This window comes from Undibacterium sp. SXout7W, assembly GCF_049339385.1.
Lineage (GTDB): Bacteria > Pseudomonadota > Gammaproteobacteria > Burkholderiales > Burkholderiaceae_D > Undibacterium.
The window spans coordinates 52465-76263 of record NZ_JBMPPF010000007.1 but is presented as its reverse complement, the minus strand read 5'-3'; the positions used below and the strand labels follow the sequence as shown (position 1 = coordinate 76263).

At 46.4% G+C, this 23799-nt stretch carries 20 protein-coding genes and 1 pseudogene; 16 read left to right on the top strand and 5 right to left on the bottom strand.

Annotated elements, in window-relative coordinates:
- Nucleotides 1-2: 2 nt before the first annotated feature.
- The 5 genes and pseudogenes from ACO0LB_RS08715 to ACO0LB_RS08695 all read left to right on the top strand — a co-directional run.
- Nucleotides 3-422 (top strand): annotated as a pseudogene (locus tag ACO0LB_RS08715) (barstar family protein); the annotation flags it as partial.
- Nucleotides 423-512: 90 nt separating this feature from the next.
- Nucleotides 513-1118 carry a phosphoribosylglycinamide formyltransferase gene (purN, locus tag ACO0LB_RS08710; protein ID WP_423048516.1) on the top strand — a complete coding sequence of 202 codons (606 nt, stop codon included), beginning with the start codon at nt 513-515 and terminating at the stop codon, nt 1116-1118.
- A gap of 44 nt (nt 1119-1162) precedes the next feature.
- Nucleotides 1163-2419, top strand: coding sequence for an RsmB/NOP family class I SAM-dependent RNA methyltransferase (locus ACO0LB_RS08705; protein ID WP_423048514.1), 1257 nt, complete (start codon nt 1163-1165; stop codon nt 2417-2419).
- Nucleotides 2420-2482: 63 nt separating this feature from the next.
- The gene (locus ACO0LB_RS08700) at nt 2483-3799 is read left to right on the top strand and encodes a mechanosensitive ion channel family protein (protein WP_423048513.1); all 1317 of its coding nucleotides are present in this window, start codon (nt 2483-2485) and stop codon (nt 3797-3799) included.
- 114 nt (nt 3800-3913) lie between these two features.
- Nucleotides 3914-5116: a DesA family fatty acid desaturase gene (locus ACO0LB_RS08695; RefSeq protein ID WP_423048511.1), complete on the top strand. Its 1203-nt coding sequence runs from the start codon at nt 3914-3916 to the stop codon at nt 5114-5116.
- Between the two features lie 267 nt (nt 5117-5383).
- Here the strand turns inward: ACO0LB_RS08695 and rpmG are convergent, their stop codons facing one another.
- From rpmG to radC, 3 genes are all read right to left on the bottom strand, one after another.
- Nucleotides 5384-5551 (bottom strand): 50S ribosomal protein L33, encoded by a 168-nt coding sequence (gene rpmG / locus ACO0LB_RS08690; RefSeq protein WP_110257750.1) that lies wholly within the window; start codon nt 5549-5551, stop codon nt 5384-5386.
- A gap of 25 nt (nt 5552-5576) precedes the next feature.
- The gene (gene rpmB / locus ACO0LB_RS08685) at nt 5577-5813 is read right to left on the bottom strand and encodes a 50S ribosomal protein L28 (RefSeq protein ID WP_162021243.1); all 237 of its coding nucleotides are present in this window, start codon (nt 5811-5813) and stop codon (nt 5577-5579) included.
- A gap of 126 nt (nt 5814-5939) precedes the next feature.
- Nucleotides 5940-6614, bottom strand: coding sequence for a RadC family protein (gene radC / locus ACO0LB_RS08680; RefSeq protein ID WP_423048509.1), 675 nt, complete (start codon nt 6612-6614; stop codon nt 5940-5942).
- A 95-nt stretch (nt 6615-6709) separates the two neighbouring features.
- Between radC and ACO0LB_RS08675 the strand changes: the two genes are divergently transcribed.
- The 6 genes from ACO0LB_RS08675 (at nt 6710) to ACO0LB_RS08650 (ending at nt 12258) form a co-directional block, all read left to right on the top strand.
- Complete coding sequence (locus tag ACO0LB_RS08675) at nt 6710-7165, top strand: FKBP-type peptidyl-prolyl cis-trans isomerase (protein WP_423048507.1); 456 nt, start codon at nt 6710-6712, stop codon at nt 7163-7165.
- Nucleotides 7166-7174: 9 nt separating this feature from the next.
- On the top strand, nt 7175-8101 hold the full coding sequence (gene ispH / locus ACO0LB_RS08670) for a 4-hydroxy-3-methylbut-2-enyl diphosphate reductase (protein WP_423048505.1): 927 nt from the start codon (nt 7175-7177) through the stop codon (nt 8099-8101).
- A gap of 521 nt (nt 8102-8622) precedes the next feature.
- Nucleotides 8623-9552, top strand: a complete 930-nt coding sequence (locus ACO0LB_RS08665) for a branched-chain amino acid ABC transporter permease (RefSeq protein ID WP_423048503.1) — start codon at nt 8623-8625, stop codon at nt 9550-9552.
- An 11-nt stretch (nt 9553-9563) separates the two neighbouring features.
- The gene (locus ACO0LB_RS08660; RefSeq protein WP_423048501.1) at nt 9564-10754 is read left to right on the top strand and encodes an ABC transporter permease subunit; all 1191 of its coding nucleotides are present in this window, start codon (nt 9564-9566) and stop codon (nt 10752-10754) included.
- An 11-nt stretch (nt 10755-10765) separates the two neighbouring features.
- The gene (locus tag ACO0LB_RS08655) at nt 10766-11536 is read left to right on the top strand and encodes an ABC transporter ATP-binding protein (RefSeq protein WP_423048499.1); all 771 of its coding nucleotides are present in this window, start codon (nt 10766-10768) and stop codon (nt 11534-11536) included.
- Nucleotides 11536-12258 carry an ABC transporter ATP-binding protein gene (locus tag ACO0LB_RS08650; RefSeq protein WP_423048497.1) on the top strand — a complete coding sequence of 241 codons (723 nt, stop codon included), beginning with the start codon at nt 11536-11538 and terminating at the stop codon, nt 12256-12258. The genes ACO0LB_RS08655 and ACO0LB_RS08650 overlap by 1 nt, the downstream gene beginning before the upstream one ends.
- A gap of 73 nt (nt 12259-12331) precedes the next feature.
- Here ACO0LB_RS08650 and ACO0LB_RS08645 read toward each other — a convergent pair whose 3' ends face one another.
- On the bottom strand, nt 12332-12901 hold the full coding sequence (locus tag ACO0LB_RS08645; protein WP_423048495.1) for a phasin family protein: 570 nt from the start codon (nt 12899-12901) through the stop codon (nt 12332-12334).
- 346 nt (nt 12902-13247) lie between these two features.
- Here ACO0LB_RS08645 and ACO0LB_RS08640 point away from each other — a divergent pair, with 346 nt between their 5' ends.
- From ACO0LB_RS08640 to pbpG, 3 genes are all read left to right on the top strand, one after another.
- Nucleotides 13248-13688 (top strand): acyl-CoA thioesterase, encoded by a 441-nt coding sequence (locus ACO0LB_RS08640; protein WP_423048493.1) that lies wholly within the window; start codon nt 13248-13250, stop codon nt 13686-13688.
- A complete protein-coding gene (locus ACO0LB_RS08635) occupies nt 13685-14380 on the top strand; it encodes a nitroreductase (RefSeq protein WP_423048491.1) in 696 nt (231 codons plus the stop codon). The genes ACO0LB_RS08640 and ACO0LB_RS08635 overlap by 4 nt, the downstream gene beginning before the upstream one ends.
- A 208-nt stretch (nt 14381-14588) precedes the next feature.
- Nucleotides 14589-15617 carry a D-alanyl-D-alanine endopeptidase gene (pbpG, locus tag ACO0LB_RS08630; RefSeq protein ID WP_423048489.1) on the top strand — a complete coding sequence of 343 codons (1029 nt, stop codon included), beginning with the start codon at nt 14589-14591 and terminating at the stop codon, nt 15615-15617.
- Between the two features lie 124 nt (nt 15618-15741).
- Here the strand turns inward: pbpG and glnE are convergent, their stop codons facing one another.
- Nucleotides 15742-18474 carry a bifunctional [glutamate--ammonia ligase]-adenylyl-L-tyrosine phosphorylase/[glutamate--ammonia-ligase] adenylyltransferase gene (gene glnE / locus ACO0LB_RS08625; RefSeq protein ID WP_423048487.1) on the bottom strand — a complete coding sequence of 911 codons (2733 nt, stop codon included), beginning with the start codon at nt 18472-18474 and terminating at the stop codon, nt 15742-15744.
- 308 nt (nt 18475-18782) lie between these two features.
- On the opposite strand from glnE, the gene ACO0LB_RS08620 reads away from it, so the two are divergent.
- A complete protein-coding gene (locus ACO0LB_RS08620) occupies nt 18783-22982 on the top strand; it encodes a YhdP family protein (protein ID WP_423048485.1) in 4200 nt (1399 codons plus the stop codon).
- Nucleotides 22979-23773, top strand: coding sequence for a carbon-nitrogen hydrolase family protein (locus ACO0LB_RS08615; RefSeq protein WP_423048483.1), 795 nt, complete (start codon nt 22979-22981; stop codon nt 23771-23773). The genes ACO0LB_RS08620 and ACO0LB_RS08615 overlap by 4 nt, the downstream gene beginning before the upstream one ends.
- Nucleotides 23774-23799: the final 26 nt, after the last annotated feature.

Sequence of the window (23799 nt, the reverse complement as noted above, 5' to 3'; positions counted from 1 at the left end):
TGCTTTCGCGACCAGAGGGGGAGATGAGTTTGTTGACCACAGTGGCACCTAATGTCGTGCAGTCCATTCGTGCGTTTCAGGTTCTGGATTTGCAGGCAGAAGCTGCTATGCTTGGACAGCATTTTTTGTATGCTTATTGCCTTGATGCGATAACCAAGCAGCAAGTATTGGGGAAAATCGCGGCATCGTTTGGTTTTCCAAAACATTTTGGGAAGAATTTTGATGCGCTTTTTGATTGTCTGACAGATATGATTCATAATGCCGGCCCTCAGGCTGGCTTTGTTGTCGTATTAGAGCAGTTACCCAACACACCAAAATTTGATAAAGAAGCCAGAGAAACATTGCTTGACGTGTTTCGCGATGCAGCCGAATACTGGGCAGAGAGAAAAGTTGCTTTCAGGGTGTTTTACTCCTTTGAGTAACACTCTACTGACTGATTCGACAGAATGCCGGTCAGCACTTGCCGGCATTTTTATTTGGGGCTTACCCTCCGACAGCGGTACAATGCCGCCATGAAAAAGATTGTTATCCTCATTTCCGGCCGTGGCAGCAACATGCAGGCGATTATTGACGCATCGCTTGCACAGAAATGGCCAGTCAATATTGCTGCCGTTATTAGTAATCGGACTGATGCAACGGGTTTGCAGTATGCCGCCAGCAAAGGTATTCCAACCGCTGTTGTTGTCAGCAAGGAATTTTCCAGCCGTGATGCATTTGACACTGCATTGCAATCAAAGATTGATGAATTTGCGCCTGATTTAGTGGTCTTAGCTGGTTTTATGCGTATCCTGACTTCTGGCTTTGTTGATCATTATGCTGGTCGTATGTTGAATATCCATCCATCTTTGTTGCCAAGTTTTGTTGGTTTAAATACGCACCAGCAGGCATTGGATGCTGGCGTGAAAGTACATGGCGTCACTGTGCATTTTGTGACAGCAGAACTGGATCACGGCCCCATAGTTGCTCAGGCAACAGTACCAGTGCATGACGACGACACTGAAGAGTCCCTTGCAAAGCGCGTTCTGCTACAGGAACACATTATTTATCCTTGGGCGGTGCGCCAGTTTATTGAAGGTAAGTTGAGTATTGTTGATCAACGTGTACGCATCAGCCAATAAATCAGACCAATTTCTGGTCAATATAGAATTCTGAAGGAAGTAGTATGAGATTACCCCCAGCCATCATTGGTCACACGGAAGAAGTCTTGCGTGAGATTTTACGTTTTACAGGCCCTGCAGATGGTACTTTGTCCCGTTATTTTCGTGAGCATCCACGACTTGGATCGCGCGAACGTGGTGTGATTGCCGAAAGTATTTACGGTTTGTTGAGAAATAAATCTGTCTATACCAGTTTTGCCGAGTCCGGTTCCGGCTCTTCTATGCGTCGTTTGACTTTGTTAGGCTTAGCTGATGCTGCTGGCATCGATGCTCTTGGTGGTCTGACTGAAGACGAAACAGCTTGGTTGCAACGCGTTATGGAAATTGATCGCTCACATTTGCCTGTGCTCATGAAGGCCAACGTGCCAGCATGGTTATGGGAAAAACTATACGCCAGTTTCGGTGAGGCTCAGGCATTACAGTTAGCGGAATCCTTGAATACACCCGCTCCTCTGGATTTGCGAGTGAATTCGATTAAAGGTCAGCGTGATGAGGTAATTGCTGTATTGGCGCAAGCACCTATCCTGGCTGAGCCGACACCGTATTCTACGACGGGTTTGCGAGTGATTAAAAAGCCTTCAATTCAGAATTTACCGTTGTTTAAAGATGGCACCATTGAGGTACAAGATGAGGGTAGTCAGCTTTTGGCTCAACTGGTCGGCGCACGTCGTGGTGAGATGGTGGCAGATTTTTGCGCTGGTGCCGGCGGTAAAACCTTGGCGCTTGGCGCGCTGATGAGAAATACGGGACGTTTGTATGCCTTTGATATTTCTGAAAAACGTCTGGCAAAATTAAAGCCGCGTCTTGCCAGAAGCGGTTTGTCGAACGTCCATCCGGTCGTTATTGCTCATGAGAAAGATGCGAAAATTAAACGTCTTGCGGCAAAACTGGATCGCGTTTTAGTCGATGCTCCTTGCAGCGGATTAGGAACTTTGCGTAGAAATCCCGATGTGAAATGGCGCCAGACACCAGAGGGTGTTGCTGAGTTGAATGTCAAACAAGCATCTATTCTTGCCAGTGCATCCCGGATGGTGAAGGCCGGTGGCCGACTGGTTTATGCGACATGCAGTATTCTGGATGAGGAAAATGAAGGCATCGTACAGGCATTTCTGGCAGAACATCCTGACTTCGCATTGATTCCTGTTTCTCAGGTGCTGGCGGAACAAAAAATTCCACTTGAAATGGGGGATTACCTCAAGTTATACCCACATATTCACCACACAGATGGATTTTTTGCGGCCATTCTGGAACGTCAAAAATAAATTCATTCATCTGCTCTATGTGAATGGCATAGAGCAGATATCCCGACATTTGAAGCCTTGCATATGAGTACTCCCTTACTCGCCAGCCTATTTTCTGATTTGTCCGACGATTTGCGCGAGCCCAGCTTTTTGTGGCAGATCGGCACCGTGCTTATTTGCTTTGGCCTGGCCTGGTATGTCGCGCGTTTGTTGCGTAGCATGTTTGCTCGTGATCAATCTGACCGAGGCGTCATCAAACTTGGCGTAGAGAGCTTTTATCGAGTATTGACGCCATCGCTGGCATTACTGTTTTTGGTGATCGCCAAAGCGATTTTAGGGAAATGGCAGCATACGCATTTACTGACGCTGCTTTTTCCTATTACCGGTTCTTTGGCGTTGATACGATTTGGTTTTTATATTGTCAGACAAACGTTTGCACGGGATGGTGTCATCGGCAACTTCCTCGCTATTTTTGAAAAACTGTTTGCAGGATTGGTCTGGTTAGGTGTTGTTCTTCACTTTACCGGACTTTGGCAGGAACTGTTTAGTGTCCTTGATGAGACGGTATTGCCAATAGGGCGAAATAAAGTTTCATTATCGATTATCTTGCAAGCAACTGTATCGGTCATTGTGACGCTGGTCGTGGCAATGTGGGCGAGTGCCGCATTAGAAGCGCGCCTGATGTTGTTGCCGAATATGCATTCTTCATTAAAAGTTGTGTTATCCCGTGTTGGCAGGGCATTGCTGATATTGCTCGCAATACTGATTAGCCTGAGTATCGTTGGTATCGATCTGACTGTTTTGTCTGTATTTGGCGGTGCTCTGGGGGTTGGTCTTGGTTTTGGCTTGCAAAAAATCACCAGCAGTTATGTCTCGGGATTCATTATTTTGCTTGATCGCAGCATGTCCATCGGAGATATGATTTCTGTCGATAAATTTAATGGACGCGTTACGCAAATTAATACTCGCTATACGGTGTTGCAGGGGCTTGATGGCGGAGAGTCTGTGATTCCGAACGAAATGCTGGTTTCTTCACCAGTACAAAATTACTCATTAACAGACCGCACCGTTGCTATGTCTACCGATCTCACGGTTGGCTATCAAACAGACATCGAGCATTTGTTGCCGCTGTTAGCTGCAACAGTGGCGACGGTTGAAAGGGTTGCAACAACTCCTGCACCTTCCGCTTTTTTAATGAAATTTGGTGCAGATGGTTTGGAGTTGCGTGTCGGATTTTGGATTGTCGACCCAGAAAATGGGAAAACGAATGTATTGTCTGCTGTGAACCGTGCGCTATGGCAGGTCCTGCAGGAGCACGAAATTAATTTGCCGTATGCACAACGCGTGGTGACTTTGCTTCACCAAGTGACTCCAGAGTCAGAGAAAAAACCAGATGCGTGATGCCGGAATCAAATTTCTGATACTAAAACAGCGTACAATGCCAAAAAATATCAGTAGCTATTTCAAGACGATATCTGGTGAGATACCGTCAATAACAACGGAGTACATGTCATTTTGAACACTTTTATAGAAACGGTAGTAGATTTTTTATCTAATGGTATTACTCGCGCCACTGGGTGGCAGGTATTTATTTTTACAATGGTTGTCACGCACATTACGATCGCCAGCGTAACTATTTTCCTGCACCGTTGTCAGGCGCATCGCGCTCTGGAATTACATGCAATTCCAAGTCATTTTTTTCGTTTCTGGCTTTGGCTGACGACAGGTCAGGTAACCAAAGAGTGGGCTGCGATCCATCGCAAGCACCATGCCAAATGTGAAACGGAAGAAGATCCACATAGTCCCGTGACTCGCGGTATTAAAAAAGTATTGACTCAAGGTGCTGAGCTATATCGGGCAGAGTGCAAAAACCTTGAAACCATGCAAAAGTATGGTCACGGCACTCCTGACGACTGGATTGAGCGCAATTTGTATACACGTTTCAGCTGGCAGGGGATTGCATTAATGTTGATCGTTGACGTCTTGCTGTTTGGTGTCATTGGTGTGACTGTATGGGCCGTGCAGATGATGTGGATTCCTGTGACAGCAGCCGGCATCATTAACGGCATTGGTCACTATTGGGGATATCGTAATTATGATTGCGTTGATGCATCGACGAACATCTTTCCTATTGGGATTTTGATTGGTGGTGAAGAGCTGCATAACAACCACCACACGTTTGGTACATCAGCTAAATTGTCTTCGAAGTGGTATGAATTCGATATTGGTTGGTTATATATTCGCTGTATGGAAATTGTTGGGCTGGCAAAAGTAAAGAAAGTCGCGCCAGAGCCAAAATTTGCCCATGTGAAGGCGGTAATTGATATGGAAACTTTGCAGGCTGTTATTACGAATCGCTATGACGTGATGGCCAAGTATGCAAAGTCCTTGCGTCTTACCTGGCGTGATGAAGTTGTGCTTCTGAAGCAAAAAGCACAATTCGAAGCAGACAAACTGAAATCGGCAAGAAAGCTGTTGCAGCGCGAGCCAACCAAGCTGGAAGCTCCTCAACAGCAGCAGTTATCAGAAGTGCTTGCACACAGCGCCGCACTGAAAACCATGCATGACATGCGTGTTGAATTAGGCTTGATCTGGGAGCGCTCTACCGTAAGTCGTGAGCAACTCGTTCATCAGTTACAGGATTGGTGTACCCGTGCAGAGGCTTCAGGGATTCAGACTTTACATGATTTTTCCCTTCGCTTGCGTACTTACTCGTGATACGTAATATTCGCAGTAAAAAATGGCGCTATATGCGCCATTTTTTATATTTATCTTAATATCAGCTGACATGCATCGTTAGGTTGCAGGACGATGTTGATAGCCGAGTGCCTGTGTTCTAGCGCTGCTCTGGTTTCGTTGTATTGTTAAGTTAAGTAATTGGATGCTGTCGTTTGCCTTTGCATGAGCAGGAAAGTTAATTGGCAAAGTAATGGGCGAAAAAAAAGCTCTGCGATAAATGCAGAGCTTTTTGACAAAAAATCAAAATTATTTAATTTTGGTTTCTTTGTAGATAACGTGCTTACGTGCTTTAGGATCAAACTTCATGATCTCCATTTTTTCAGGCATAGTGCGCTTGTTTTTGGAGGTTGTGTAGAAGTGACCAGTGCCGGCAGTGGATTCCAGCTTGATTTTGTCGCGACCAGATTTAGCCATGATATTTTCCTAACAATAGTTTAGCTTAAACTTTTTCGCCGCGAGCGCGCAGGTCAGCCAAAACGGCATCGATGCCGACTTTGTCAATGACGCGCAGACCAGCGTTAGACAAACGCAGAGAAACCCAACGGTTTTCTGATTCTACGAAAAAGCGACGGTTTTGCAGGTTAGGCAAAAAGCGACGTTTTGTTTTGTTATTAGCGTGGGAAACGTTGTTGCCAACCATTGGCCCTTTCCCAGTCACTTGGCAGACACGTGCCATGATTAACTCCTTAATAGTTTCCGAAATTGGAAAAAATAAGAGTGTATACAAAAAATCGTGAAATATCAATGACTTGTGAAAAACAATTGTGTCTTTTTATTTTGTTAAATTTAACAATTTGATTTTTTAGATCATGCCATGCTCCGCAAACGAGTAAACATGCGGGTTTGCAATAATAAAATGATCAAGCACACGAATATCAATCAACGCTAACGCCTGTTTCAATGTTTTGGTCAGTTGTATGTCTGCGCTGCTAGGTTCGGATGATCCCGATGGATGGTTGTGTGCCAGAATAATCGAGGCTGCATTATGTTGAAGCGCGCTTTTAAGCACTTCTCTTGGATAGACGCTGGCGTGATCCAACGTTCCACGAAATAATTCCTGGGAGCTGATTAATCGGTTTTTAACATCAAGATATAAAACAGCAAATGACTCATATGACTTGTGTCCTATGAGTAACTGCAGGTAATTTTTGACGGCTTGTGGTGACGATAATGAAGAACTATTTTGCAGCTCTTCTGAAATAGCTCTTTTGGCCAATTCAAGCACCGCTTGTAATTGTGCAAATTTTGCTGTGCCAAGCCCGTGCATTGCAGAAAACTCAGTGACGCTTGCCGAAAAAAGTTTGGACAGTGAGCCGAATTCCGTGATCATGTCCCTTCCCAGGTCGACCGCACTTTTTCCAGCAACACCAGTGCGCAAAAATACCGCAAGTAACTCGGCATCTGAAAGAGCATTTGCACCAAATTTAATCAGTCTTTCCCTTGGCCTTTGATCTTCAGGCCAATCGTTAATTGCCATAAAACCTCTCTCATTGACAGAAATAGTATGAGGAGTCGCTAACAAAAGTCCACATACAACTTACAATACTAGCTTATTTGTTCAAGCCTGAAATTATGTCAACTTCTGCCACACCTGTCGTTACAGCCGACGCTTATCTTACTTTGCATTATCGTCTCTCTACTCTTGCAGGAGAAGACATCATCAGTACGTTTAATGAGAGCCCCGCCACTTTACAAATGGGCACCGGGCAACTGGCACCCGAACTGGAAGCTTCTTTAATGGGATTGGAAGAGGGATCCCATGTTAAGCAGGAGCTGGCTCCAGAAAAGGCGTTTGGTCCGCGTAATCCAGAACTCGTACAGCGAGTTTCCATCCAGACTCTGAAAGAGAATTCTGCATTTGGTGAGCAATATGTTATAGGTGATCTGGTTGAGTTCGCAGCACCCTCAGGTGGGCGCTTTGCAGGTATTTTGCGTGCAATGGACAATGAGGGAGGATTATTTGATTTCAATCATCCTTTGGCAGGACAGGTGCTTATTTTTGAAACAAAAATTATCGGGATTTTATAAGCTGTGAATATGGAAAAAGAAATCTTTCTGGCACAACCAAGGGGATTTTGTGCTGGTGTTGACAGAGCAATAGAAATTGTTGAACGGGCATTAAAGCAGTTTGGTGCACCGATTTATGTTCGTCACGAAATTGTTCACAATGCTTATGTCGTCAATGATTTAAAAAATAAGGGCGCTATTTTTATCGAAAATCTGGAAGATGTTCCTTCTGGGAATACTGTCATTTTTTCTGCGCATGGTGTGGCTCAATCAGTCCGTCAGGAGGCAGAGCAGCGCAATCTGAAAATTTTTGATGCAACTTGCCCCTTAGTGACTAAAGTACACATAGAAGTCGCAAAGATGCACCGCGAAGGACGTGAGATCATCATGATTGGACATCATGGTCACCCAGAGGTGGAGGGGACGATGGGTCAGTCAGATGGCGGTATGTATCTGGTTGAAACTATTGACGACGTTGCTGGATTGCAAGTGAAAAATCCCGATTTACTTGCCTATGTTTCCCAGACAACTTTATCTGTGGATGATACAGCAGAAATTATCTCTGCATTAAAAGTACGTTTTCCTGATATCAGTGAACCTAAAAAAGGCGATATTTGCTACGCAACAACTAATCGTCAGCAGGCGGTTAAATTCATGGCGCCACAAGTGGATGTGGTGCTGGTGGTGGGTAGTCCTAACAGTTCCAACTCGAATCGCTTGCGTGAAGTGGCAAAAAAAATCGGTGCCGCGGCTTACATGGTTGATAATGCTTCGCAAATCAATCCCGATTGGGTTGCAAGTGCCCGGCGCATAGGAGTCACTGCTGGTGCATCTGCACCGGAGATATTGGTGCAGAATGTCATCTCTGCGTTGCAGGAAATGGGTGCGCGTAGCGTCAAAATCATGGATGGTGCGGAAGAAAATGTAACATTTCCTATGCCAAAAGGCTTGAATTGATATAAATCGTTCTTTTATTGCTGCAATAAGTCTGACGTAAGTTAGATTAAAAAATTGTCTTTCCTGCTGTTTTCGATATTTTATTTTGCTATATCGTGTTTAAGATTGTCGCACAATTGAATCCGGCATTCGTTCGGATAACAAAAGCGGTATTTCGGTCAAAAAATATTGTGGAAAATACGTAGTTTGAGGTGGTTTTTATACCACTGATTTAAATACAAACTATGTATAATCCCGCCCACTTTGCCGAAGTACTTAATAATTTTAACTATTACAAAAGCTTTTACCAAAAGTTGCAGAGGAGAGTTCTATCATGTGTTTCGATCACGCTATCGTTGCTCCCAATATGATGACGCGTCTTTTCGGATAGCAGGCGTTTGAACTCGAGCGGCACCCTACCTCTGGGTGCCGCTTTTGTTATCAGGAATGATTTTTGCTGAGTGATGCGGATGTACTCAACGAGTATATGCCGTTTTAAAGTAGTAAAAATTTCGATTCGTTCATAAAGAGAGATGCAAAATATGGATACCTTTATCCAACAAATTATTAATGGCCTGGTACTTGGCAGCATGTACGCACTGGTCGCTTTGGGGTACACCATGGTCTATGGTGTGCTGAATCTGATTAACTTCGCTCACGGCGATGTCTTGATGGTGGGGGCGATGGCTGGCCTCAGCATACTGAAATTACTCGGCGTCGTCGCTCCTGACCTGCCAGGTATCGTTCAATTGATTATCGCTATTCTGGGTGCTATTCCGGTTTGTATCGTTGTCAATGTGCTGATTGAACGCGTTGCTTACCGTCGTTTGCGTAATGCTCCACGACTCGCTCCGTTGATTACAGCGATCGGTGTCTCTATTCTGGTACAGACATTTGCTATGATGATATGGGGTCGTAGTCCGATTCCTTTCCCTGCCGTGATGCCTTCTGCTCCCGTGCAGATTGGTGGTGCAGTTATTTCTCAGACGCAAATATTGTTGCTGGCATTGGCAACTATTGCGATGGTCAGTTTAGTGCTGCTGGTTGAGAAAACAAAAATGGGCCGAGCCATGCGTGCAACGGCAGAGAATCCAAGAGTCGCAGGCCTGATGGGGGTTGACTCCAATAAAGTAATCGTCGCAACTTTTGCGATTGGTGCTGCGTTAGCTGCGATCGCTGGTGTGATGTGGGCTGCAAATTATTCTTCAGCACAGTTTGCCATGGGCTTTGTTCCAGGTTTGAAGGCCTTTTCAGCAGCTGTTCTTGGTGGTATCGGCAATATTTACGGTGCGATGGTGGGCGGTATTATTCTGGGCCTGATCGAAAGTTTGGGCGCAGGTTATATCGGCGATCTAACTGGCGGTATCCTCGGAAGTCATTACCAAGATATTTTTGCCTTCGTTGTTTTGATTATTGTGCTGACATTGCGTCCATCCGGCATCATGGGTGAGCGTGTTGCTGATCGTGCTTAAGGAGAAGATCAATGTCGACTATGTTTGATACAAAAGCTAATCCGGCCAAAGCGTATGCGAGCTTTGCCGTACTTGGCCTGGTTCTGGTGTTATTCCCATTCTTAGCTTCCAATTTTGGTAATTCCTGGGTCAGGATTATTGATTTTGCTCTGCTTTACATCATGCTCGCGCTGGGCTTGAATATTGTTGTGGGTTTTGCCGGTCTGCTGGATCTGGGATATATCGCCTTTTATGCGGTCGGTGCCTATCTTGCGGCTATTTTTGGGTCACAGCAATTTGCTGTTATTTTGGAGTCGTTCGTCAATAACTACCCAGTTGTGGGCGACTTTTTAATGGCGGTATGCGGTCCTGAAATTGCAAAAGATGGTATTCATTTATCGGTGTGGGTCATTGTTCCGTTTGCCGCAGCGATCGCAGGGTTGTTTGGTGCGTTGCTCGGCGCACCGACACTGAAATTGCGTGGTGATTACCTGGCAATCGTGACATTGGGCTTCGGTGAAATTATTCGTATTTTCATGAATAACATGAACTCCCCAATCAATTTCACGAACGGTCCACAAGGGATCAATATGATTGATCCTATCCGCGTATTCGGTGTTTCCTTAGCGGGTGAGGCAGGTTCCAACGCAACTGTGAAGTTTGCTGGTATCAGTATGCCATCCGTGAATGCGTATTACTTCTTGTTCCTGACGTTGTGCATTGCGATTGTGATTGTCTCTGTTCGCTTACAGCATTCCCGTCTTGGTCGTGCATGGGTAGCGATTCGTGAAGATGAAATTGCTGCTAAAGCGATGGGTATTAATACACGTAACGTGAAATTGTTGGCATTCTCAATGGGCGCCTCTTTTGGTGGCGTTTCGGGTGCGATGTTTGCTTCTTTCCAGGGGTTTGTTTCTCCAGAGTCGTTCTCACTAATGGAGTCGATTGTTATCCTGGCTATGGTAGTGCTGGGCGGAATCGGGCACATTCCAGGGGTTATTCTGGGGGCAATTTTGCTGGCGGCATTGCCAGAAGTGTTGCGTCACATTGTTGAGCCAGTCCAGAATCTGATTTTTGGTAAGGTCTGGATTGAAGCAGAGGTTCTGCGTCAGTTGCTGTACGGTTTCACTATGGTTGTCATTATGCTTAATCGCCCTGCTGGCTTGTGGCCAGCACCAAAGCATGAAGACAGAATCACCAAAACGAATGACGCGCCAGCTTAAGGAAGATCAAGATGACTCAACAGACTATTTTGAAAATTGAAGGTGCCAATAAACGCTTCGGCGGTTTGCAGGCACTCTCGAATGTTGGGATTAATATCAAGAAAGGCCAGATTTATGGCCTGATTGGTCCCAACGGTGCAGGGAAAACGACATTTTTTAATGTTATTACCGGTTTATATCAACCTGATACAGGTACATTTGAACTTGATGGCAAGCCTTATTCCCCTTCGGCACCTCACGAAGTGGCAAAGGCGGGAATTGCCAGAACCTTTCAGAACATTCGTTTGTTCGGTGAAATGACGGCGCTAGAAAACGTCATGGTTGGCCGTCATATCCGCACACATCAAGGTGTATTTGGCGCTGTGTTTCGCCATGCTGCTGCGCGTAAAGAGGAAGCTGATATCCGTCGCCGTGCGCAAGAACTGCTTGATTTTGTTGGCATAGGACAATTTGCGGATCGTACGTCGAAATTTCTGTCCTATGGCGATCAGCGTCGACTTGAGATTGCCCGTGCGCTTGCAACAGATCCGAAACTGTTGGCATTGGACGAACCTGCTGCCGGTATGAATGCCACTGAAAAACTGGCATTACGTGAATTACTGGTCAAAATCAAGGCCGAAGGTAAAACGATTTTGCTGATTGAGCATGATGTGAAATTAATGATGGGCTTATGCGACAGACTCACCGTGTTGGATTACGGTAAGCCGATTGCAGAAGGTTTACCAGCAGAGATTCAAAAAAATCCGGCAGTAATTGAAGCGTATTTGGGAGGAGGTCACTAATGGCTGAGAATGTATTGAAGATCAGCAACCTGAAAGTTGCTTATGGTGGTATCAAAGCCGTTAAAGGAATTGATCTCGAAGTCAATAAAGGTGAGTTGATTACTCTGATTGGTGCAAACGGTGCCGGTAAAACCACAACCTTGAAGGCAATTACCGGTACTCTGCCAAGTTGCAAGGTCGAAGGTGATATTTTCTACATGGGTAAATCCATTCGTGGAAGTAACTCCTTTGAATTAGTCACGAATCATCTGGCAATGGTTCCTGAAGGTCGTGGCGTATTTACCCGGATGACCATTCATGAAAATCTGATGATGGGGGCTTATACGCGCAACGATAAAGCAGGCATCAATGCTGATATCGACAAGTGGTATGCGGTATTTCCTCGCTTGAAAGAGCGTTCTGCACAGTTGGCAGGAACTTTGTCGGGTGGTGAGCAGCAGATGTTGGCGATGGCACGTGCATTGATGAGTCATCCTAACCTTTTGTTGCTGGATGAGCCTTCAATGGGTTTGTCACCGATTATGGTTGAGAAAATTTTTGAAGTGGTACGTAATGTATCGGCACAGGGCGTGACGATTTTGCTGGTTGAGCAAAATGCTAAACTTGCTTTACAGGCAGCGCATCGCGGCTATGTGATGGATTCTGGTGCTATCACGATGAGTGGTAACGCGAAAGATATGCTGGATGATCCTAAAGTTCAGGCTGCATATTTGGGTGAGTAATCCACTTTAAGCCGCATCATATAAAAAGCCCCGTCAGATATCTGACGGGGCTTTTGTGTTTTTTTCGCGATATTTATTTTTTAGCTGCAGCGCGTGGAGCCGCCTTGCTTGTTGCCTCAGAAATTTGCGTTACTGTATTGTTCAGATTCGCTTCCAAGGCTTCAACTGCCTGCTTGGTTGTTTTACTCAAATTTTCATAGCCGCTGTTGGCGTTATTCACTGCAGTTTTGACGAATGTCACAAACTGTTCTGAACCAGCGGGTGCATTTTTAGAGATTTCTTCTACCAATGCGAGAACTTTACGATTAGTTTCTGCAATTTGTACTTCTGCCGCGTGTGTAAATTCAGCTTGTGTAATGGATGCAATGTTGGCCAGATGACGGCTATATGCCAATACTTTTTCCGCTGTTGGTTGTGCTTGCGAAGAAGACAGAGAAAAGAACTCTTGTGCATCTTTTGCGTTCAGCAGTTGTTTGGTATTTGCTGTGGATTCTTCCAGGGATGCCTTGGCTGCATTCAGATTCAATTCTACGAACTTCTCTACACCTTCAAACGCTTTGCCAGTCAAAGTCGTGATCAATGCAAGCTGCGCATCAAAATTGGCTTTGGTTGCTGCTGAAAACTGTTCAGGTACGGGAAACATAAAAATCTCCTTAAAATGGGAAACGCAAAACAGGGAATTGAGTTATTTGCTCGCGGTAGTTGCAATGTACAACATGGGCAGTATTTATTGTGCATTGCAATAATTTATATTTTATTCATCAAAATGATGAAGTCAAGAATATTTTTTTGCAGCGCAATATCTGTTTTTTGCAACATACAAATGAATACCATCAATGTTGCCATAAGGAATGTAAATGTTAAAAAGATAAATTCCTTGGCAAGGATTATCCATCTGGATTATGACCGGCGAATGAACATAAGCGCTTATGCTAGACTTTCAGGGCAGGAAGATAAACTCATCAAACATATGTAAAAGTGGAGACAGAATGGGATTGGAAGCTAAACAAAGAAGTGATTTTCGCCATTTTTTGAATATCAGTACACGCTGGATGGACAACGACGCCTATGGTCATGTCAATAATGTGGTGTATTACAGCTGGTTTGATACTGTCGTGAACCAGTTTCTGATTAGTCACGGCGTACTCGATATAGAGAACAGTCCGGTGATTGGCTTGGTGATTGAAACACAATGCAATTATCTTGATTCAGTGGCTTTCCCAGATATGGTAACAGCTGGTGTGAGCGTAACAAAACTGGGTAACTCCAGTGTGCGGTATGAAGTTGGCATTTTCAAAAATGATGCGACATCAGCATCGGCGCAGGGACATTTTGTGCACGTGTATGTTGACCGTGTTCATCGCCGACCAACACCTATCCCTGACAACATGCGTGCTTTATTGCAAACTATACAAAGTCCTTCATCATGATTATTTCCAATACGCAACAATTAGTTGATCAAGTCATTACATCTCGCCGATCTATACGGGCATTTTTACCGACTGCCGTCGGTCATGAGGATATCCGCGCATTGCTTGAAGTGGCTGCACGTGCGCCATCTGGTAGCAATACGCAGCCGTGGAAAGTGTATGTTGTAACCGGTGATAAGTTAAAGCAATTATCAAACTGCATTTTGACTGCGCACAACGATGCAGACCTAGCGAAATCGCACCAGGAAGAATACAACTATTATCCAGTGAAATGGATTGCACCATATCTGGAGCGTCGTCGTAAGGTCGGTTGGGATTTATACAGCTTGCTGGGATTGGGGCGTGAGAATAAACAAGGCATGCATGCCCAACATGGTCGTAATTACGCATTTTTTGATGCGCCAGTTGGTTTGATCTTTACTATTGATCGCGTGATGGAACAAGGTTCCTGGCTCGATTACGGCATGTTTTTGCAAAATGTCATGCTGGCTGCGCGCGCCCGGGGTTTGGATACTTGTCCGCAGGCAGCATTTACTCAATATCATCAATTGATCTCAGAAGTGCTGTCCTTGCCGGGTAACGAAATGTTGGTCTGCGGCATGTCACTTGGTTATGCAGATACCTCAAAAATCGAGAATACCTTGCTGACGGATCGTGCAAGCGTTGATGAATTTGTTCAATTTGTTGAATAAATTCAGCTTCTGATGATGTATTCCTGATCCTGCACGAATCAATCATGCATATTGATTGATTCGTGCTTGTTGCCGAAAGGAATTGAGAGTAGTGTTATTCAGTAAGTACTTCACTACATTGCGCTAAGTTATTAATTACTTTGCGGAATTATCTGATTTTGCTACACTGCATAAAATTTTTTTCGGCATATTTTTCAGGGAGTCATTGATGGTGAAATTTGCCCGTCAAGCATTAATCATTTCTATTGCAGCGATGTTGCCTGCAACTGGTGCAATGGCAGCATCTGCTGCACATAAGCATCACACAGCAAAAAAACATATCATCCATAAAAAAGTTGCCGCTAACGCATCTTCAAGCAAACTGATCAAACGATCCATACTGGTTCATGGCAAGCGCAAAGTGATTACCGAGCGTGTCGCAGTTGTCCATGATGTTGTGGAAAAGCAAAGTATGGGAGATATTGCTGGCTTACAGCATACGCAGGATCCGCTGGATCTTAAATCCAACGTCGCCTATGTTGTAGATCAGACTAGTTCTAAAGTTTTATTTGAGAAAAATTCGAATGTCTCTTTGCCGATTGCATCTATCACTAAACTGATGACCAGTCTGGTGGTGGTCGAGGCGCAGCAGGACATGGAGGAAACCATCGAAGTCACCAATGATGACATCGATAAAGAAAAAGGAACGGGTTCACGTCTGAAAATCGGTTCCAAGCTCTCTCGTGCAGATATGTTGCATATTGCGTTGATGAGTTCAGAAAACCGTGCTGCATCCGCATTGGGTCGTAATTACCCAGGTGGTTTGCCCGCATTTGTGAATGCAATGAATGCCAAGGCCAGACAATTAGGCATGACAGAAACGCACTATGTTGATTCCAGTGGTTTATCCAGTCAGAACCGTGCCAGCGCCAGAGACCTTGTTCGCTTAGTCAATGCAGCCTATCAGCATCCTGTCATTCGTCAGTATTCAACAGATTCCAAATATGTTGTAGCACCTGCAGGTAGCCGTCCTTTGGAATACGGTACTTCCAATAAGTTGGTAGCAAACCCTTCATGGGAAATTGGCTTGCAGAAAACCGGTTATATCGCCGAGGCGGGACGATGTCTGGTAATGCAGGCAATGATAGAAGGGCGTGCCATTGTGATGGTGTTTCTGGACTCCAAAGGGAAATACTCCCGATTGGCAGATGCCGGACGAATCAAGAAGTGGCTGGAAAGTGTGAAACCTCAGGTTTGACCATGAGATTCAATCCGCGTGAGTGAGCGTGTTCATTGCTTGTCATGCATAACAAAGCCGGCTCAAGTATATACTTGGCCGGCTTTGTGATTTTGGGGGATGTCGTCTACGTCAGTCGATGACTCTATGCCTGCCTGGAGAACAGACTTGCCCATAAGCGCTTAGTGAAATCAGACTCTTTCGCTACACTATCTGCCTCTACTCTGGCGCGGTCTTCACCGTGCAGGCGGATGTTGTGTTGTAGTTTGCGGAAGCGGCGATAGGCAATCGCGGTTTGTTGCGCTAGTTCTGCATCAATCAATCCGAGTTCTCCACAAAGTTTTAATAGCGCGATATTGCCGATGTTGGCAGTGAGCTGAGGATGCAGATGTGCGTGTTTCAGCACCAGATACTGCACTATAAACTCAATATCAATCATGCCGCCAGCATCGTGTTTGAGATCAAACAGCGCACTGCGATTGACGTGTGCATCATGCATTTTTTTACGCATACTGACCACTTCGTTGCAAAGCGCATCGGTATCACGCGGTTTGCGTAACATTTCTTCGCGTATCGCTTCAAACTTCTGCCCTATAGTCGGATTTCCGGCACAGAAACGGGCTCGCGTCAGCGCCTGATGTTCCCATAACCAAGCGGATTTTTCTTGATAACGAGCGAAGGATGGTACGGACGAAACCAATAACCCACTCGCACCATCGGGGCGCAAGGCAATATCGATGTCAAACAAAATTCCCGCCGGAGTATGGCTGGTCATCCAGGTGATAAAGCGCTGCGCCAGTTTGGCATAATTGGCAGGTGCTTCCTGATCCTCATCGTCATACAGGAAAATCACATCCAGATCGGAGGCGTAGCCTAGTTCTTTGCCGCCCAGTTTTCCGTAGGCAATGACGGCAAAGCTCGGCTCGGGCCGATGACGACTGGCGATTGTTTCCCAGACTGCCTGTATGGTAGCTGCGACCATCAGATCTGCCAGTTGTGATAACTCGTCCGCCAGATGCTCAACGCTCAGTTGACCTTCCAGATCCTGTGCCAGCAGCCGGAACTGCAATGCATGATGAAATTCGCGCAGGGTTTCCATCTGACGTTCAGTATCGCCCTGATGCTGAGCTAACTGCGCCTGCAGGTCTGCCCGCGCTTCTGCCCAGTCCGGACGCCGATGCAATGAGGACTCGTCCAGCAACTCGTCAAGCAGAATAGGGTGCCGGGTGAGAAATTTGGCAGCCCAGTCGCTGGCTTCCATCATTCGTACTACCCGCGCGAGCGCATGGGGGTATTCGATCAGCAAGGACAAATAAGCAGAACGACGCACGATCGCTTCCAGGAAATCCAGCAACAAATTCAATGTTCTGAGCTGGTTACCGCCCTGACGCGCAATCAGGCCAAGTGCATTGTTTACCAGTGTTAGCATTTTTTTGCGGCTTGCTTCGGACAGCGACTGAATCCTTGCTGATTGCCAGGTGGCCAGCAGGCGCTGAGCGGCACCGCTGACGTCAGCGAATCCGATTGATATCAGATGGGCTTTCATTAATTCATCCTGATCGTTGCAGGATAAACTTGCTTCCAGAGTATCTTTGCTGTTGTCGCCAGCATCATTGGCTTTTTCTTTGAAGATCGCGTCAAATTGTTCAGCAACGAATTGCCGGTGATGGGTCAGCTGCTGTAATAGCTCATCAACGCTGGCGCAGTTCATCATTTGTGCAATCAGGAGCTGATCTTCTTGTCTGGCTGGGAAAGTATGTGTCTGGGCGTCGTCAAGATACTGTAGCCTGTGCTCCACATTGCGCAAAAACGCGTAGGAATCTAATAGTTTAGTGACGGTCGCGTGTTCCAATATACCTTTATCCGCCAGTGTATTGAGTGTGTTACGTGTAGAGCGGTCACGCAGACTAAGGTCGCGTCCACCACGAATCAATTGAAATACCTGTGCCAGAAACTCTACTTCGCGTATGCCGCCGCGTCCTAGTTTGACATTATTGCTGCGTTCCGGATGCTTGGTTTCTTGCCGGACGACTTCGGCACGGATTTGTGCATGCATGGAGCGAAGCGAGTCAATCGAACCATAATCCAGATAGCGCCGGTAGACAAAAGGAGTAATGATTTTCTCAAGAGTCTCAATATCGTCGGCTTTTCCTGTCATTGCGCGTGCTTTGACCCAGGCATAGCGCTCCCATTCACGACCTTGAATCAGGAAATACTCTTCAATCATGCCGAAACTGGCAACCAGGGGGCCAGAGGCACCATTGGGACGCAAAGCCATATCAACGCGAAAGCTAAAGCCGTCCTCCGTCACCTCAGAAATGGCGGCAATCAATTTTTTCCCCAGTCGGCTGAAGTATTCATGATTCGACAGGCCGCGCTGACTGCTTTCGCTGGTCTGGGTGTCACCGTCTTCAGCGTAACAAAAAATCAGATCAATATCGGACGACACATTTAACTCGTAGCCACCAAGTTTTCCCATTCCCAGAACGATCATTGCCTGTTCTGTTCCACTATCTTGCCCGATCGGTATGCCGTATAAGGCCTGCATTTCTAGGTTCAGTGCAGCCAGGTGTTGCTGGACAACGAAATCTGCAAATTCACTGATGGTCGTGACGACTTCATGCATATCTGCCTGTCCCCGCAGATCACGTGAAATTAGTGTGCAGATGACAAGATTACGCAATTGCCGCATGGCTTTGTTAAGACTGGCACCAGCAGCTATGTCTTTTTGTAAAATCTCAGCAAAAATTGTCTGGCTCAAGGATAATCCTGATATTTGATCCAGTCGCGCCTGACGTAGCGGATCACCCAGTAACCAGCGATGAAGAAAACGGGATGCCTGAAGAATTTGTGGGCTGGACGTGGAGTGATCGCTCATATGCGGATGTGCCTGGCTGAAAAAGATAAACAATGATTTGATTTTAAGTCATCCGCGACGATATTGTTCATGATGTAGCGCATTGAAGTGGTGCATTGAAGTATGCAATAGAGAGAATGAGCAATACCAAGAAAAATAAAGTAAAGAGCAGAATAAATAAATACTCCTGGGTAGTATATTTTTAACCCGCTTTAGTTACTGGCGGAAAGTGCGTAGTTTTTCAAAAAATAGGGGAGTATATTGAGACATATGTTTATTGGTCGTGTTTTTCGACTTCTTAGCTGGCTTATTTTGGTTAATGAAGTGCAATGACGACAGAAGTGCCTTTATCACCAGAAACAGGGGATGATGTGATCCCCAAACGATCATTTGTTTCACGTTTCTGTTCTCTGACTTTTTCTACCTGTGCAGAAAGTCTGAAGCTAGCACTAAAAATTGTTGTTATTTTATATTTTCTTTTTTGTATTTTGTTGTTGGCACTACGCTACGTCGCCTTGCCGAATGTGATTCACTACAAATCACAGGTCGAGCAAATGGCCAGCGAGGCTGTTGGCAGAACGATCAATATTGGTATGCTGCATGCATCCTGGCAAGGACTCAATCCGCAACTGATACTTAATGACGTTGTTATCCGTGACCGTAACGGCCAGCAAGCGCTGGCGTTGCCGGAAGTCTCAGCGACACTTTCCTGGTGGACGCTGTTTTTTGCCGATCTGCGGTTTGAGCGCATTGATATTTACCGGCCTTCGTTGGATGTTCAGCACGATGCCGATGGACACTGGTTTATCGGCGGTTTTTTTATTGATCCTGCTCAGGAAGGAAATGGGACTGGCCTTGACTGGGTATTGGCACAACGGCAGATTGTGATACATCAGGGCGGCATACGCTGGAACGATCACTGGCGCCACGCTGACGAGGTCGTCCTGCCGGATGTGAGCTTTGTGCTCAAGAATCAGTGGCGTCGGCATCAGTTTGCGCTCAAGGCGACACCACCAGCCAGTTTGGCGCAGGTACTGGACATCCGGGGCGACTTTCAGCATCGGGTTTTTTCTAAAAAAGTATCCGACGTCTCATCCTGGACAGGTGATCTGTACGCCGATTTGCGTCAGGCAGACTTGCCAGCGCTGAAGCAATATATTGATTACCCGGCGGAACTGCAGAAAGGCTATGGCTCCGTTCGCACCTGGGTGCGGATAGATGCCGGACGGATTGCCGATCTGACGGCAGATGTACATCTGGCCGACGTGCGTGGCCAGTTCCGTCGCGATTTGCCAGAGCTCGATATGGCGTTTGTCAGCGGACGCCTGATTGCCAGTGAAAAATCTCCTCTGGGTAAAAAGTATCTGCCTGCATTCTTTGGTCCCGCAGGACACTCTCTTGAATTATCTAATTTCTCGATGCAAGCGCGTGATGGTAACCGTTTGCCAGCTACTACCATACGAGAGACATTCATTCCCGGAGAAAAAGGGCAGCCGGAAAAAGTCGAAATTTATGCCCGTACACTTGATTTACAGACGCTGGCCAACTTCGCTGAGCATTTACCTTTGCCTGAAGATCAGCGGCAGATGCTGACAGATTTTGCACCGCAAGGGCAGCTCAGGGACTTCACTGCAACCTGGCAAGGAACGTATCCAGAAATTATCAGTTACAAGCTCAAAGGGCAGTTCATCAACTTGTCGATGAAACAGCAAGCCGCGCAGTTGGGCAGGGCGAAAACCGCAACGATGCCGGCAAAGGCAGCCGTTCCGGCAATCCCGGGTTTCGAGAACTTGTCTGGCAGCATTGATGCCAGCGATAAAGGGGGTAGTTTTACGCTCGATTCCAAAGATTTGTCTTTGCGCTTATCGAGTTATTTTGTGGATCCGCTGATGCCGTTCAGTCATCTGCAAATGCAGGCGGACTGGACATTCGAAGCTGACGATAAGTTAAGCTTTCAGGTCCGGAAAATGGAAGCGCAGCAAGATGGAATGAAAGCATCGGTGACAGGTAAGCATGTGATTTCCATGCGCCAGTCGGTAGAAACACATCCGGGAGAAGTCGATTTATCAGCCAGAATTTCTGGCTTCGATCTGCGGCAGCTTGATCGTTTTATTCCTGCCATGGCCGAGCCCGATTTACGTCATTGGTTAACCAAGGCAATTGTTGGTGGTCGTGCCGATGATGTCAGCGTCAGAATCAAAGGCGATCTGGCACACTTTCCTTTTTCCCTGAGTGACGGGAAGGCAGCGCAAAAAGGTGAATTTCTGGTCAAAGGGAATTTGACTGGCGGCACACTGGATTTCACCGCTGGCGCATTGACGGATGACGGTAAGGCCCCGCTATGGCCTGTCATCAACGACATCAAAGGTAGTTTTGTGTTTGATAGAGCCAGAATGGAGATTCATGGCGATAGTGCTAAAACGCTGGATGCTGATTTGCACAAGGTGAAAGCGATTATTCCTGATTTATTGAGTACCCGTTCGGTATTACAAATTGACGGCAATGCCAGCGGCACCTTGCAAACGATGTTGATGTACGTGAACGCGAGCCCGGTAGATAACTGGCTCGGACATTTTTTACAGGAAACCAAGGCCAGCAATAATGCGAATCTGGGGTTGAAGCTTCAGTTGCCGCTGCGTCATTTACTGGATTCAAAAGTGCAGGGCGTGCTGCAGTTCACCAACAATGATGTGATATTACAGACGGGCTTGCCACAAGTATCCAATTTGACTGGAAAACTCGAATTTAATGAACGTGGCGTAAATCTCGGTACATTAAAAGGAAATTTGCTGGGCGGCAACGTCAGCATCAGTGGTGGATCACAAAAGGATAATAGTATCCGCATCCGTCTTGATGGCGTGGCAACGGCTGAAGGTGTGCGCAAAGCACTTCCTTCTAACTCGATCGAGAAGGTGCTTGACCGTATCAGCGGATCTACTCGCTACAATGCCAGCGTTTATGTCAAAAAACGCCAGCCAGAAATTATGGTTGAGTCCTCGTTGATTGGGTTGAATCTGAACTTTCCGTCACCTTTACGCAAAGCATCAGCAGAAGCTTTACCGTTGCGCTTTGAATTAGTGCCACAGGTGTCGGGTGATGCCAACATCTGGCGCGACGAGATGCGGATTGATGTCGGCAGTTCAGTCCATGCCCGATATTTCCGGCAAAAAATCAATGACAAAAACGGGGCTTGGCAGGTATTGCACGGTGGTGTTGGCGTGAACGTGCCAGCGCCCGATGCCGATGCTGGTCTGGCCATGAATCTTGATGTGAAGACGTTGAACATCGATGACTGGAGACAACTGGCGGCGAGCGTTCCTTCCGGCTCGTATGCTAATGTCATCAATACTACTAATGCCGGTAATGCTTCGGTATTATTTGATGCGTCGTCGTATATGGCGCCAGCCAGCCTGTCGATACGAGCCAACGAGTTACAGTTGATGGGCAAACAATTTCAGAATGTAGTGCTGGGGATGTCACAGCAAAAAGGTAACTGGCAGGCAAATGTTGATGCGGCGCAGGCATCTGGCCACCTGAGTTGGAGTACTGGTAGTGGCCAGACAGCAGGTAATATTTCGGCCAGACTCAGCCATTTGACGATACCGTCATCCGCAGCATCAGAAGTCAGTGACTTACTGGAAGGAAAAAACGCGACCACCGTGATTCCGGGAATTGACCTTATCGCCGATAATTTTGATTTGCTGAATAAAAAACTCGGACGAGTTGAACTCCTGGCCAGCAATCAGCTGACACCTGTCGGACGTGAATGGCAAATCAGCAAAATTCTATTGAAAAATGCCGATGCAGAGCTGAGAGGGAGTGGTAAATGGTCTAGCCGGCTTGGTCAAGGAACAACCCAGCTTGATTATGTGCTGGACGTTGGTAATGCCGGTAAGCTATTGGAACGCTTGGGTTTTCCGGATATCTTACGTGGTGGACGTGGCAAACTCGAAGGCGACGTCAAATGGAATGGCTTACCGTTCGCATTGGATATCTCTAGTATGACAGGGAAAATTCAAATGGAGCTGGCAGCTGGGCAATTTTTGAAAGTAGATCCGGGAGCCGCGAAATTGCTGGGGGTACTGAGTATGCAATCGTTACCCAGACGACTGACGTTGGATTTCAGAGATGTGTTCTCAGATGGTTTTGCATTCGATTCGATTGCCGGTACCGCGCAGATTCATCAGGGAATAGCAATGACCGAAAATCTCAAGATGCGCGGTGTGAATGCGACGGTATTACTTGATGGCAGTGCTGATGTGGTGCGTGAATCGCAAAATCTGCACGTCGCCGTGATTCCGGAAGTGAACGCAGGTACAGCATCTGTTGTCTATGGTTTGGCGGTAAATCCAGTGATTGGACTGGGGACATTTTTAGCCCAGCTATTTTTGCGCGAACCTCTAGCCAGAGCATTTACGTTTGAATACCAGGTGACTGGCCCCTGGAAAGACCCGATCGTGAATAAAATAGAACATCGTGAACTTCAGAACAATGCCATTAAATCTGCGCAAAAAAAGGGAAATGAATGAAAGTCGCTGCGATACAAATGATTTCTACTCCGGTGTTGGCAGAAAATATTGCCACTGCTGATCGTCTGCTCAGGCAGGCTGCTGCAGACGGCGCCGGTTTATTGCTGTTGCCGGAGTATTGGCCTTTAATGGGCTGGCAGGATGTGGATAAGTTAAGTATTGCCGAACCTGAGCACGTCGGGCAGATACAGGATTTTTTAGCATCAATGGCGCGCCAGTTAAAGGTATGGGTGATTGGCGGGACACTGCCTTTGCAGTCAAATGAAGCTGGCAAGGTAATGAATACCAGCCTCGTGTATAACCCTGAGGGGGAGCAGGTTGCTCGTTACGACAAAATACACCTGTTTGGTTTTACCAAAGGTGATGAGTCCTACGAAGAAGCGCGCACTATCACCGCCGGTGATCAGGTAGTCAGTTTTGATGCTGATTTTGGCAGAGTCGGTTTGTCGGTTTGTTATGACTTGCGCTTTCCCGAAATGTTCCGGGCGATGGGGCCTTGCACATTGATTGTTGTCCCGGCCGCTTTTACCTATACCACCGGACAGGCTCACTGGGAGATATTGTTGCGCGCCCGTGCCATTGAAAACCAATGTTATGTTCTTGCTTGTGGGCAAGGCGGAAAGCATATCAATGGTCGCCGTACTTGGGGACACAGCATGTTGATTGATCCTTGGGGGAAAGTCTTAAATGTGTTGTCCGAGGGGGAGGGGATTGTTGATGGTGAAATCGAGCCGGATGTGATTGCCAGTGTGCGTGAAAGTCTCCCGGCACTGAAACACCGAAAATTGTAGCCTTATGTCCGAAATCAGTTGCACTC

Bases quoted from the DNA above. Each gene is read 5' to 3' on its own strand.
- ACO0LB_RS08650 (WP_423048497.1), top strand. From the start codon at position 11,536: ATGGCTGAGAATGTATTGAAGATCAGCAACCTGAAAGTTGCTTATGGT.
- ACO0LB_RS08645 (WP_423048495.1), bottom strand. From the start codon at position 12,901: ATGTTTCCCGTACCTGAACAGTTTTCAGCAGCAACCAAAGCCAATTTT.
- purN (WP_423048516.1), top strand. From the start codon at position 513: ATGAAAAAGATTGTTATCCTCATTTCCGGCCGTGGCAGCAACATGCAG.
- ACO0LB_RS08705 (WP_423048514.1), top strand. From the start codon at position 1,163: ATGAGATTACCCCCAGCCATCATTGGTCACACGGAAGAAGTCTTGCGT.
- pbpG (WP_423048489.1), top strand. From the start codon at position 14,589: ATGGTGAAATTTGCCCGTCAAGCATTAATCATTTCTATTGCAGCGATG.
- ACO0LB_RS08675 (WP_423048507.1), top strand. From the start codon at position 6,710: ATGTCAACTTCTGCCACACCTGTCGTTACAGCCGACGCTTATCTTACT.
- ispH (WP_423048505.1), top strand. From the start codon at position 7,175: ATGGAAAAAGAAATCTTTCTGGCACAACCAAGGGGATTTTGTGCTGGT.
- ACO0LB_RS08700 (WP_423048513.1), top strand. From the start codon at position 2,483: ATGAGTACTCCCTTACTCGCCAGCCTATTTTCTGATTTGTCCGACGAT.
- glnE (WP_423048487.1), bottom strand. From the start codon at position 18,474: ATGAGCGATCACTCCACGTCCAGCCCACAAATTCTTCAGGCATCCCGT.
- ACO0LB_RS08635 (WP_423048491.1), top strand. From the start codon at position 13,685: ATGATTATTTCCAATACGCAACAATTAGTTGATCAAGTCATTACATCT.
- ACO0LB_RS08660 (WP_423048501.1), top strand. From the start codon at position 9,564: ATGTCGACTATGTTTGATACAAAAGCTAATCCGGCCAAAGCGTATGCG.
- ACO0LB_RS08665 (WP_423048503.1), top strand. From the start codon at position 8,623: ATGGATACCTTTATCCAACAAATTATTAATGGCCTGGTACTTGGCAGC.
- ACO0LB_RS08620 (WP_423048485.1), top strand. From the start codon at position 18,783: ATGACGACAGAAGTGCCTTTATCACCAGAAACAGGGGATGATGTGATC.
- ACO0LB_RS08615 (WP_423048483.1), top strand. From the start codon at position 22,979: ATGAAAGTCGCTGCGATACAAATGATTTCTACTCCGGTGTTGGCAGAA.
- rpmG (WP_110257750.1), bottom strand. From the start codon at position 5,551: ATGGCTAAATCTGGTCGCGACAAAATCAAGCTGGAATCCACTGCCGGC.
- ACO0LB_RS08640 (WP_423048493.1), top strand. From the start codon at position 13,248: ATGGGATTGGAAGCTAAACAAAGAAGTGATTTTCGCCATTTTTTGAAT.
- radC (WP_423048509.1), bottom strand. From the start codon at position 6,614: ATGGCAATTAACGATTGGCCTGAAGATCAAAGGCCAAGGGAAAGACTG.
- rpmB (WP_162021243.1), bottom strand. From the start codon at position 5,813: ATGGCACGTGTCTGCCAAGTGACTGGGAAAGGGCCAATGGTTGGCAAC.
- ACO0LB_RS08655 (WP_423048499.1), top strand. From the start codon at position 10,766: ATGACTCAACAGACTATTTTGAAAATTGAAGGTGCCAATAAACGCTTC.